The sequence below is a fragment of the Arthrobacter sp. TB 23 genome, from assembly GCF_000294595.1.
Taxonomy (GTDB): Bacteria; Actinomycetota; Actinomycetes; order Actinomycetales; family Micrococcaceae; genus Arthrobacter_D.
Genome location: NZ_ALPM01000025.1, coordinates 1 through 10,609 on the forward strand (window position 1 = coordinate 1; position 10,609 = coordinate 10,609).

The following is a 10,609-nucleotide window of genomic DNA, read 5'->3' on the forward strand; positions in this document are numbered from 1 at the left end:
CCCCGCCGACGTCGGCGGGCACGCCTTCCTTGAAGTGCCGGACCACGCAGACTTCCAGGCTGTGTCCACCACCTCAGCGGTGGAAATCATCTGGCTCGCCCGGGGGGAACGTCCCCACGGTGAACTGCTGGACGCGGCGGTCCGGGATACGGTTCGGGTGCCCGGCTGGGTGTCGCTGGCCGCGCCGTTCGCCGTCGGAGTCGATGCCAGCTCCCGCGCCGGGCTGACCCTCGCCGCCGCTGCCGCAGCCACAGCAGGCCCCGAGCCGGAAGAAGTGAACATTGACGAAACCATCCTGTGGGAAACCCCGCAGCGGCTGAACGCGTCAACGCTGAATTCCTCGCTGAACCCGGACCGGCCCTCCGGTGCGCTCCCGTTCTATGCCTGGATCGCGGGCGAGGCCGCGGTGGTCCGTGGGCTGCGGCGTTATCTGGTGCGCGACGTCGGGATTGACCGCAAGCAGGTGGCCTTCATGGGGTATTGGCGCAGGGGCCGATCCGAACTTGGCTAGCCGCCACGCCGTGATCTGTGTAACGAAATTATAACTTCTCGGCTAAGCGCCCTATTCTTATAGGGAGCCATCCGCATCATTGTGGCTCCCGGACTGCACGCCTAACCCTGTCAGCAGCCGGCCCCCAATTCACCGTGGCAGGGGTGGAGGACCCATCTTCGGCAGTTTTCTGCCTTGGGGTGCAGCCCTTCGCAAACCACTCTTCCGCTCACTGGAAGAGCAGCAGTGGGCCGAGTCAACTCTTGCTCGAATCCGACAGCTAACTTCACCGGCGTTGCAGAGAGGCTCCTGTTTTGCTCCAGCCGGTCACGTCCGGGCGCCGCCGCGCGTCCGCCCCGCCTAAGTCCACCTTGAAATCCAACCGCCGGTCAGCTGTGCTGGCCGTGGGAGTCCTCGCCGCAGCNNNNGGCGGGCCTCGTTCTCACCGCAGCCTTCCCCTCGCCAGAGGCTTCCCCCTCGGCAGCCCCTACCGCCGGAACCGGCCCCGCCGTAGCCGCACCGGTTACTGCTGACGCTGAAGTAGAAATTGATTTCAGCAAGGAGTCCCCGCTCGCGACGGCCGCAACCCCGAAGGCCAAAACCACTGTCCTGTCCAGCGACGCGGCAGCGTTCACCACCCCGATCAAGGGTGCCGAAATTGCTTCGTCGTTCGGCTACCGGGTGAACCCGATGGGCGGGTACGGCGACGAGCTGCACACCGGGACCGACTACGCAGGGGCTTGCGGTACGCCGGTCCTCGCATCACGCGCGGGCACCGTCGTGGAATCCGGGTGGCATGCCTATGGTGGTGGCCAGCGGATCGTGGTGGACCACGGCGGGGGCCTCCAAACCTCGTACAACCATCTCAGTGTGCTCGGCGTGACCGTGGGGCAGAAAGTGGGCAAAGCCGAGGGCCTGGGCGCCGTCGGCAGCACCGGCAACTCCACCGGATGCCACCTCCACTTCGAGCTACTGGTCAACGGCGAAAAAGTCGATCCCCAGACCCGGCTCTAGCCCCGGCCCGGGCCCGGCCCTCGCGGCTTAGGGCTCCGGGTGGGTGACGACTGCTGGATCCTTCTTGCCGTAAGGCATCCGCAGCCGCAACGAATTAGCGTCCACGCGCAGGACCATGTGGGTGCCCTTGCCGAGGGGGTCGCCGTCGAGCTGGATTTCCTGCGGCTCGTCAAGCTGGATCTCGGCTTCCTTGCACTGGAAGTACTCGAGCGACGGGTCCTTGCCCTTTCCACGGGCAAACAGCTTACCCACGACGCCAAGCCAGCCGAGCCGGCCGGTGGGCGCCACGGTCATGATGTCCAGCAGGCCGTCGTCAATCTTGGCGCCGGGGAAAATCTCCAGCCCGCCCATGATCTTGCCGCAGTTGCCGCCCATCACGCTGCGCAGCCGACGCTCGATGACCTCGCAGCCGTCCAGCGTGATCCGGGTGCGTGCAGGCTTGCCGCTCAGGTTCCGGATGCCGGCGTCGACGTAGGCCAGCCAGCCCACCTTGTCTTTGAGGTCATCACGGGTGTCAGCCATGATCGACGCGTCAAACCCCAGCCCCGCCATCACCAGGAACACGTGCGAGTCCTGGGCGCGGTCAACGGTGACATGGACGACGTCAACGTTGCGTTCGGTGCCGAACAGGGCTGCCTTGGCGGCCTCCTCCGGATCGTCGACGGCGATGTCAAGGTTCCGGGCCAGCAGGTTGCCGGTGCCGAGTGGGATCAGCCCCAGTGCGATGCCGGTGCCGTTGACGACCTCGGCCACGCAGCGGACCGTTCCGTCACCGCCAGCGGCGATCACCACGTCCACGCCGGCGTCGACGGCTTCCTGTGCCTGGCCACGGCCGGGATCATCAACCGACGTCTCCAGGTACAGCACCTCGTCCCACCCCTCGGCAGCGCAGAGCTCCGAAACGATCGCACGAATATCAGCCCCGGTGTTCTTGACCGGGTTGATGATCAACGCGGCGCGCTTGGTCCGAGTGTCGGAGGGCTGGGTCATGATGTCCTTCTCAGGTTGTGGGGAGGGGAGCGGGGTTGCACTGCAAAAAGTTATCAGTCTGCTTGCAATGCCACCTTATCGCGCGGCGGGAGCAGGTAGCCTCTTCTAGTGGAATTCTCTCAACGATATGTGGCCCTCGGTGATTCGTTTACGGAAGGCGTCGGCGACTGGCATGAAGCCAGCCCCAATGGGGTGCGGGGGTGGGCTGACCGGGTGGCCGAGCAACTGATCCTTGCCGACAGCTCCTGGGGATATGCGAATCTCGCCGTCCGCGGCAAGAAAGTGCGCCAGGTCCTCGACGAACAGGTTGACCGGGCCCTGGCCCTGCAGCCCACGCTGATCACCATCTACGCCGGTGGCAACGACATTCTGCGGCCGCGGATCGACATTGACGCGCTGATGGCCGCCTACGACGACGGCGTGGCCCGCCTTGCAAGCTCGGGCGCCGCCGTGGTGCTGTTTACCGGTTTTGATTCGGTGGGGTCGGCGGTGTTCGGCAAGACCCGCGGGCGGACGGCCATCTATAACGAACTGGTCCGTGAAATTGCTGACCGGCACCACGCCGACGTGGTGGACTACTGGCGGTTCAGGGAGTTCCAGAATTGGGGCTATTGGGACACTGACCGGATGCACATGTCCGCCGCCGGACACACCCTCATGGCCAGGCGGGTGCTCGAAGTGTTGCGGGCCTCCCACGAGATCGACCTGCCCGAGCTGGAGGCCGCGCCGGCGTCGTCGCGGATAGATCAGCTACGAGCGGACGCCCAGTGGGCGCGCGACTATCTGTCGCCGTGGGTGGGGCGGCGCCTGCGCGGCGTGTCTTCGGGGGATGTGCTGACGGCCAAGTACCCGGAGCTCACCCGCCCGGCGTGGGCCTAGGGTCCCAGCCGGCCCGCGGGGCACCGGTGGCAAACGGTGGCTGTGCCAGAATGGCGGGATGAGTGGTGTCCGATGGCTGAATCCCGAGGAGCGGCAAGCCTGGCTTGCGCTCTACGCCGTCACCACCATGCTCCCTGGCACGCTGGACGCCCACCTGTTCCGGCAGGCCAAGATCACGCTGTTCGATTATCACGTCCTGGCGATGCTTTCCGAGACTGATGACCTCACCCTCGCGATGAGTGAACTCGCTGCCCGGTCGAATGCGTCACTGTCCCGCCTGAGCCATGTGGTGAAGAAACTTGAGCAGCGCGGCTGGGTGTCCCGGTGCCCCAGTGCCAGCGATGGTCGGGTCACCACCGCCCGGATCACCGAGGGCGGGCTGACGAATCTGCAGTTACTGGCCCGCGAGCATGTTGACCATGTACGGGAATCGGTCTTCGACGCGTTGACCGACGACGACGTCCGCGACCTGGAGCGGATTGGCAAGAAGATCCTGGCCCGCCTCGACAGTACCCACTGGATCCTGAATCAACCCACACCTGGAGTGCAACCATGAACCGACCGTCCGTCCTTGCGATCGTTCTCGCAGGCGGTTCGGGTGGACGGTTGGGGCCGCTGACGGATAAGCGTGCCAAACCGGCGCTGCCCGTCGCCGGCTCCTACCGCCTGATCGACATCCCCCTCTCCAACCTGCACCACAGCGGCTTCTCGGATGTGTGGATGGTGCAGCAGTACCAGCCGAACTCGCTCAACGACCATCTGGCCAATGGCCGGCCGTGGGATCTGGACCGCACCAACGGCGGGCTGCGTGTCCTGCCGCCGTTTGAGGGCAGGGAAGGGGAGGGCTTCGCGGACGGAAACGCCGATAGCCTGTTCCGGCAGGCAGCGTTTATCCGCGAGTTCGACCCCGACCTGGTGCTCCTCCTGAGCGCCGATCACCTGTACCAGCTGGACTTCCGTGATGTCGTCCAAACGCATCTGGAGGCCAAAGCCGCCGCGACAATCGTGACCACACACTTCGACGGCGACGCCTCCAACCACGGTGTGGTCGAGGTGTCCGGCGGCGCCGTCACCGGCTTCGAGTACAAGCCCGACAAGCCCAAGACCACCCTGGTGGCCACCGAAGTCTTCCTATTCGATGCCGCGCACCTGCTCAACACCCTGGAACTGCTGGAGAAGGAAGAGGGCGGCCTCGACGACTACGGCGACCAGCTGCTGCCCCACCTGGTGCAGCATTCAACAGTGGTGGAACACCGCCTTGAAGGGTATTGGCTCGATCTTGGTACCCCCGAGAACTACCACCGGGCGCACATGGAACTGCTTGACGGCGAGGGTCTGGCCTTCGACCACCCGGCCTGGCCCATCCTCACCAGCAGCTCCCAGCGCCTGCCCGGGTTTGTCGGGAAAGGTGCGGTCGTGGCCGACTCGCTGTTGGCGCCGGGCAGCCGCGTCCTCGGCGAAGTCAGCCACAGCGTGATTGGGCCGGACACGGTGGTGGAGGCGGGCGCCGTCGTCGTCGATTCGATCCTGCTGAACGGGGTCACCGTTCCCTCCGGGGCCCGGATTGTGCGGTCCATTGTTGACTCCGGTGCCACGCTCGACGCCGGAGCGCAGGTGGGCGACGACGACGTCGTGACGGTGGTAGACCGCAACGGCGATTGGTCTTAACCCCCGGCAGCTCCTAGAATAGGAGGGCATCAGGTGGCGGAGCGTGCGCAATTGCTCCGATTCTTGGGAACATATCTTCCGGGGAATCGGTAGTTAGGGGCTCAAGTTGCGCGAAAACCGCTAATCACCCCGACAGTTTCGGCTGTAGTTTGGGGCGCCCCTGATTGCATTCCCAGCAGACAAGACTGCTGGTTCTAGGTATTTTCATTAACTCTTTGGAGGATCGTCATGGCAGCTCACTGCCAAGTGACTGGAGCCGAGCCGGGCTTTGGGCACAGCATTTCCCACTCACACCGCCGCACCAAGCGCAGGTTTGACCCGAACATCCAGAAGAAGCGCTACTGGGTTCCGTCCCTGCGCCGCAACGTCACGCTGCAGGTTTCGGCCCGCGGCATCAAGACCATCGATGTGCGCGGAATTGACGCCGTCGTCGCGTCGATCCTGGCTCGGGGAGTGAAGCTCTAATGGCAAAAGATAAAGACGTACGCCCGATCATCAAGCTGAAGTCGACGGCCGGCACTGGGTACACCTACGTGACCCGCAAGAACCGCCGTAACGACCCGGACCGCATGGTTCTGATGAAGTACGATCCCAAGATCCGCAAGCACGTCGAATTCCGAGAGGAGCGCTAAACACATGGCTAAGAAGTCTAAAATTGCCCGCAACGAACAGCGCAAGGTAATTGTTGAGCGCTACGCCGAGAAGCGCCTCGAGCTGAAGAAGACGCTGGTTGACCCCAACGCGACTGACGAAGCCCGCGAAGCTGCACGCCTCGGCCTGCAGAAGCTGCCCCGCAACGCGTCGCCAGTACGCCTCCGCAACCGCGACCAGATCGATGGCCGCCCCCGCGGAACGCTGCAGAAGTTCGGTATCTCGCGTGTTCGCTTCCGCGACATGGCTCACCGCGGCGAGCTGCCCGGTGTGACCAAGTCCAGCTGGTAACTCCGGCTGGCTGGTAACTACCAGTTTGCAAGAGGACGGCGACCCTGGGTCGCCGTCCTCTTGCGTTAAGCGCCGGTCCTGACAGACTGCACCCATCCTGAAGGGAATGCCCGTGCGGCAGCAGAAACTGCTCGAACCTCCGATGCTGTTGCTGTCCGTAGGTGGGTTCCTTGCGGTCGCCACAGAGGTGCTCCCCATTGGTCTGCTGCCCCTGATGGCGGAGGACCTGGGGGTCACCGAGTCGGCCATCGGGTTGCTGGTCTCCGCCTATGCAGCAGTGGTGGTGTTCGCCTCCATCCCGTTGAACGCGTGGACCAGTGCTGTGCCCCGAAAGCCGCTGCTGGTGGGGCTGCTCGCCGGTTACGGCGTCAGCAACATCGTGCTGTGCCTGGCACAGGATTATTCGGTGGCGCTGACCGGGCGAATCCTGGCCGGGGCGTGTCACGCACTGTTCTTCGCGGTGGTCTTCGGCTACGCGAGCCGGTTGGCACCGCCGGGCCGGTTGGGTGGGGCGATGGCGCTGGTGAACGCGGGCAACGCCGTCGCGATCGCTCTCGGGGTGCCCCTGAGTACCTGGCTGGGGGCGACGGTCGGGTGGCGCTGGTCGTTCGGCTGCGCCGCCATCATCGCGCTGCTCCTGTCGGTGGGCGCCGCCGTCGTCATGCCGGGCATTGGCGGGTCCAAGGTTTCTGGCGGCGCACAGCTGCGTGAGGCGTTGGCGGGACCTGCACTGCGGCGGGTGATAGTCGCGGTGGTGGTGATGATGACCGCCCAGTTTGCCCTCTACACCTTCATCACCCCGGTGCTGCTCCAGTCAGGCTTCACCGCTGAGAACGTGGGATTCGCGTTGCTCGCCTACGGCGGAGCCGGGATTCTGGGACTCGCGATCTGCAGCCGGTTCACCGACTCGGCGTTGCGTCCCGCGTTACTGCTCTCGCTGCTGGTGATGACGGTGTCTTTCCTGGGCGTCGCGCTGCTGGATGGGGCGCCGGGCTGGACCCTGGCCGTGGTGATCCTGTGGGGCCTGCTGTACGGTCCGGTTCCCGCCTATGTGCAGACCGCGGCGATGAGCGCGTTCCGGGACCACCCGGACACCGTGGCGGCCGTTCACAACTCGACGTTCAATATCGGGATCAGCGCCGGCGCGCTGGTGGGTGCGCAGATGCAGACAGTGGGTGACCCGTCGGGAATCGGATTCGCTGCGGCGGGGCTGGCACTAGGGGCGCTGGTCGTGGTCTTCACCGGCACCAAACAGGGATTTCCCCGAGTCAGCAGCTGAAATAGTGCCCTTTGGCATCTAAAAACCCCCAAAAACGCCGGAAACGACCGGAGTTTGGTGCTCAAGCTGGTAAGTTTTCGCACAGAGGCTTTCAGAATCGTGAAGGCTTTACAAATAACGGACAAGTCCAGGAGGACGTAAATTGGCAACGAAAGAAACCAAGAACCGCAGCGAACTGGTAGCAGAAGTAGCAGCGAAGGCTGACACCAGCCAGACCGCCGTTAACGGCGTTCTTGACGCACTGTTCGATGTACTGGCAACCTCAGCTGCCAACAACGTCAAGGTCACCATCCCAGGTTGGCTCGCTGTCGAGCGCACCGAGCGTGCCGCCCGCACCGGACGCAACCCTCAGACCGGCGAGACCATCCAGATTGCAGCAGGCAGCAGCGTCAAGCTGACCGCCGGCTCCAAGCTGAAGGCTGCTGTCAAGTAGTCAGTCACCCGGTCCGCTAAGGACTCTAGGCCGCCACCCTTTCCGGTGGCGGCCTTTCCTTTTAACGTCGAACTCCAACTTCGGGCGTGAGTCACCGAATTGTTACCCGTTCTACGCAGGGTAGACAATGGTAGATGTGGCTACTACAACCAAGGCGCCCCGGCCGACCGACCGCCCGGGCATACAGACCCCAGGGGTGAAGGTTGGCTGGCTGATTGCCGGCGGTGCCGCCGTCGTGGTCGCACTCATCCTCGCCCTGCTGTTCTCGGGGGCTGCCGGTCCGCGTCAGCTGGGCGACCCGGGTGCCCTGACCCGCTGGGGATTGCCGATCGCCAAGGCGTTGAACAACATTTCGGTTGCCGCCGTCATCGGCTCGCTGGTCTTCGCCGTCATGATCCTCCCGCGCCGGGTCGGATCGACCCACCGCCGCACCAGTAATGTGCGCACCAGCAGCGACGGCACCCCGGGCGACGAACACCCCGCCTTCAGCGCGGTCATGACCCTCGCCTCCGTCGCCGCAGTATCGTGGACCCTCGCCGCCGTCGGTGTGCTGCTGTTCACCTACTCCGACGCCGCCGGCCTGCCGCTGAGCAGCGACCCCGGCTACACGGAGGGGCTGGCCTCCTACCTCACCGACTTCGACACCGGCCGTGCCTGGCTGTCCACCGTCCTGATCGCCGCCGTCGTCGCCACCATGACCTTCGGGGCCCGATCCAGCGGCTGGCTGGCACTGACCGGTGTCCTATCGCTCCTCGGCCTGATGCCGATGGCCCTGATCGGCCACTCAGCCAGCGGCGACGACCACTACGCCGCCATCAACTCGATCGCCCTGCACCTGGTGGGGGTCTGCCTGTGGATCGGCGGCATCATTGTGCTGGCGGTGATCAGCGGGCGGCTGGGCGTCCTGACCTCCAGCGTGCTGCGCCGCTTTTCCTCCCTCGCAGGTTTCGCCTTCATCCTGGTGGTGCTGTCCGGTGTGATCAACGCCAGCCTCCGCATCAACGATTTGGGCCAGCTCGGCTCGGAGTGGGGCCTGCTGGTCACCTTCAAGACGGTTGCTACCCTGCTGCTCGGCGGGATCGGCCTCATGCACCGGCAGTGGATCATTCCCCAGCTCGGAACGGGCAGCGGGTCGCTCACGGGCGGCCAGCTCTCCGCCCGGCGGGTGCTGTGGCAGCTGATCGCCGTGGAACTGCTGATCATGGGCGCAGTCTCGGGTGTTGCTGTTGCCCTGTCCCGGACGGCCCCGCCTGTCAGCGAGGAGATCGCCCCCGACGCCTCGCCAGCGCGGATCCTCTCCGGGTATGACCTGCCGCCCGAGCTGACGTTTGAACGCTGGTTCACCGAATGGCGCTTCGACTGGCTCTGGGTGGCCTTCGTGGCGGTCGTCGGGGTGGCTTACGTGCGGGGTGTGGTGAAGGTCCGCAAACGCGGCGACAAATGGCCGCTCCTGCGGCTTGCCTGCTGGCTGGTCGGGCTGACGCTGCTGACCTACATCACCTCGGGTGCTCCAGCCGTCTACGGCATGGTGTTGTTCAGTACACACATGGTGGGCCACATGGCCCTGACCATGGTGGTTCCGCTCTTCCTGGTCCTCGGCGCGCCGGTAACGCTGGCGCTCAAGGCGCTGACCCCTCGCGGCGACGGGTCCCGGGGGATCCGCGAGTGGATCCTGGTGCTGGTGCACTCGCGCTTCTCCGCGCTGGTGACCCACCCGTTGTTCGCCGCAGCCAACTTCGCCGGATCGATCGTGATCTTCTACTATTCACCGCTGTTCGGCTTCGCGATGCGGGAACATGTGGGCCACGAACTGATGTACGTGCACTTCCTAATCACCGGGTACATTTTCGTCCTTTCGATGCTGGGCTCCGATCCGGTGCCACGCCGCGCACCGTATCCGCTGCGGATCCTGCTCCTCTTCGCCACCATGGCCTTCCACGCCTTCTTCGGTGTCGCGCTGATGGGGTCCACGTCACTGCTCCAGGCTTCCTGGTTCGGCAACATGGGCCGGGACTGGGGCCCCTCGGCGCTGGAGGACCAGCAACTCGGCGGCGCCCTGACCTGGGGGATCGGCGAGATTCCCACCCTGCTGGTGGCGATCGGCGTCGCCATCATGTGGTCGCGTGACGACGCCCGGGAGTCCAAACGGACCGATCGTGCGGCGGACAGGAATAACGACGCCGATCTCACCGCTTACAACAACATGTTCGCTTCGCTGGCGGAACGCGACAACCGCCGCGGTCCAGGCACACCGGGACCCGGAAAGCCAGCATCATCCCAGAAGCCTGACCAACCAGGAGAGCGTGAATGACTGAGACCTCGATCCGCACCGATTACCGGGTGCGTGCCTCCGAACTGGTGGGCCGCAACTGGCTCAACACGGGCGGGCGGCAGCTCACCCTCGAAGATCTGCGCGGGAAGATCGTCATCCTCGACTTCTGGACCTTCTGCTGCATCAACTGCCTGCACGTCCTGGATGAGCTGCGGCCGCTGGAGCAGAAGTTCAGTGACGTGGTTGTCACAGTGGGAGTCCACTCACCCAAGTTCGAACATGAAGCGGACCCGGACGCCCTGGCCGCCGCGGTGGAACGCTACGACATCCAGCACCCGGTGCTGGACGACCCGGAGCTGACCACCTGGCAGGCCTACACCGCCCGCGCCTGGCCCACCCTCGTCGTCGTCGACCCCGAGGGGTACATTGTGGCGCACCTCTCCGGTGAGGGTCACGCTGCCGGGCTGGAGTCCCTCGTCCAGGAGCTGGCGGAGGAACACTCCGCGAAGGGCACGCTGCACCGCGGTGACGGACCCTACGTTCCTGCCGAAAGCACCGCCGGCGACCTCCGGTTCCCGGGCAAAGCCGTCCCCCTCGCCAACGGTTCGCTCCTGATCGGCGACACCGGCCACCACCGGCTGG

General features: G+C 65.1%; 13 protein-coding genes and 1 riboswitch. Of the genes, 12 read left to right on the forward strand and 1 reads right to left on the reverse strand.

All coding sequences use genetic code 11. The features are described 5' to 3' along the window. A partial coding sequence (locus B384_RS0103315; RefSeq protein WP_019481727.1) for a siderophore-interacting protein occupies positions 1 to 511 on the forward strand: 511 nt, incomplete at its 5' end. Between the two features lie 105 nt (positions 512 to 616). Further along, positions 617 to 800: riboswitch (cyclic di-AMP (ydaO/yuaA leader) on the forward strand. 380 nt (positions 801 to 1,180) lie between these two features. Further along, positions 1,181 to 1,504 (forward strand): M23 family metallopeptidase, encoded by a 324-nt coding sequence (locus B384_RS19565; RefSeq protein WP_019481728.1) that lies wholly within the window; start codon positions 1,181 to 1,183, stop codon positions 1,502 to 1,504. Positions 1,505 to 1,531: 27 nt separating this feature from the next. Here B384_RS19565 and B384_RS0103325 read toward each other — a convergent pair whose 3' ends face one another. After that, entirely contained in the window at positions 1,532 to 2,494 is a 963-nt protein-coding gene (locus B384_RS0103325) for a diacylglycerol/lipid kinase family protein (protein ID WP_019481729.1), read from the reverse strand. 108 nt (positions 2,495 to 2,602) lie between these two features. Between B384_RS0103325 and B384_RS0103330 the strand changes: the two genes are divergently transcribed. From B384_RS0103330 to B384_RS0103375, 10 genes are all read left to right on the forward strand, one after another. Further along, entirely contained in the window at positions 2,603 to 3,373 is a 771-nt protein-coding gene (locus B384_RS0103330; RefSeq protein ID WP_026040936.1) for an SGNH/GDSL hydrolase family protein, read from the forward strand. A 58-nt stretch (positions 3,374 to 3,431) separates the two neighbouring features. Then, positions 3,432 to 3,929 (forward strand): MarR family winged helix-turn-helix transcriptional regulator, encoded by a 498-nt coding sequence (locus B384_RS0103335; protein ID WP_019481731.1) that lies wholly within the window; start codon positions 3,432 to 3,434, stop codon positions 3,927 to 3,929. Continuing rightward, on the forward strand, positions 3,926 to 5,041 hold the full coding sequence (locus B384_RS0103340) for a glucose-1-phosphate adenylyltransferase family protein (RefSeq protein WP_019481732.1): 1,116 nt from the start codon (positions 3,926 to 3,928) through the stop codon (positions 5,039 to 5,041). The genes B384_RS0103335 and B384_RS0103340 overlap by 4 nt, the downstream gene beginning before the upstream one ends. Before the next feature lie 228 nt (positions 5,042 to 5,269). After that, positions 5,270 to 5,506: a 50S ribosomal protein L28 gene (gene rpmB, locus B384_RS0103345; RefSeq protein WP_019481733.1), complete on the forward strand. Its 237-nt coding sequence runs from the start codon at positions 5,270 to 5,272 to the stop codon at positions 5,504 to 5,506. Next, entirely contained in the window at positions 5,506 to 5,673 is a 168-nt protein-coding gene (gene rpmG, locus B384_RS0103350; RefSeq protein WP_019481734.1) for a 50S ribosomal protein L33, read from the forward strand. The genes rpmB and rpmG overlap by 1 nt, the downstream gene beginning before the upstream one ends. Before the next feature lie 4 nt (positions 5,674 to 5,677). Further along, positions 5,678 to 5,983 (forward strand): 30S ribosomal protein S14, encoded by a 306-nt coding sequence (rpsN, locus tag B384_RS0103355; protein ID WP_019481735.1) that lies wholly within the window; start codon positions 5,678 to 5,680, stop codon positions 5,981 to 5,983. 112 nt (positions 5,984 to 6,095) lie between these two features. Next, the gene (locus B384_RS0103360; protein ID WP_192813050.1) at positions 6,096 to 7,262 is read left to right on the forward strand and encodes an MFS transporter; all 1,167 of its coding nucleotides are present in this window, start codon (positions 6,096 to 6,098) and stop codon (positions 7,260 to 7,262) included. Positions 7,263 to 7,404: 142 nt separating this feature from the next. Then, a complete protein-coding gene (locus B384_RS0103365; RefSeq protein ID WP_019481737.1) occupies positions 7,405 to 7,695 on the forward strand; it encodes an HU family DNA-binding protein in 291 nt (96 codons plus the stop codon). A 127-nt stretch (positions 7,696 to 7,822) separates the two neighbouring features. Then, the gene (locus B384_RS17595; protein WP_035766320.1) at positions 7,823 to 10,006 is read left to right on the forward strand and encodes a cytochrome c oxidase assembly protein; all 2,184 of its coding nucleotides are present in this window, start codon (positions 7,823 to 7,825) and stop codon (positions 10,004 to 10,006) included. Further along, the coding region (locus tag B384_RS0103375; protein WP_026040937.1) for a thioredoxin-like domain-containing protein at positions 10,003 to 10,609 on the forward strand (607 nt) is incomplete at its 3' end. The genes B384_RS17595 and B384_RS0103375, both read left to right, overlap by 4 nt.

What these genes read in the sequence shown, in the direction of transcription:
- B384_RS19565 (WP_019481728.1), top strand. Translation starts at nt 1,181, where the DNA reads ATGGGCGGGTACGGCGACGAGCTGCACACCGGGACCGACTACGCAGGG.
- B384_RS0103325 (WP_019481729.1), bottom strand. Translation starts at nt 2,494, where the DNA reads ATGACCCAGCCCTCCGACACTCGGACCAAGCGCGCCGCGTTGATCATC.
- B384_RS0103335 (WP_019481731.1), top strand. Translation starts at nt 3,432, where the DNA reads ATGAGTGGTGTCCGATGGCTGAATCCCGAGGAGCGGCAAGCCTGGCTT.
- B384_RS0103340 (WP_019481732.1), top strand. Translation starts at nt 3,926, where the DNA reads ATGAACCGACCGTCCGTCCTTGCGATCGTTCTCGCAGGCGGTTCGGGT.
- rpmB (WP_019481733.1), top strand. Translation starts at nt 5,270, where the DNA reads ATGGCAGCTCACTGCCAAGTGACTGGAGCCGAGCCGGGCTTTGGGCAC.
- rpmG (WP_019481734.1), top strand. Translation starts at nt 5,506, where the DNA reads ATGGCAAAAGATAAAGACGTACGCCCGATCATCAAGCTGAAGTCGACG.
- rpsN (WP_019481735.1), top strand. Translation starts at nt 5,678, where the DNA reads ATGGCTAAGAAGTCTAAAATTGCCCGCAACGAACAGCGCAAGGTAATT.
- B384_RS17595 (WP_035766320.1), top strand. Translation starts at nt 7,823, where the DNA reads ATGGTAGATGTGGCTACTACAACCAAGGCGCCCCGGCCGACCGACCGC.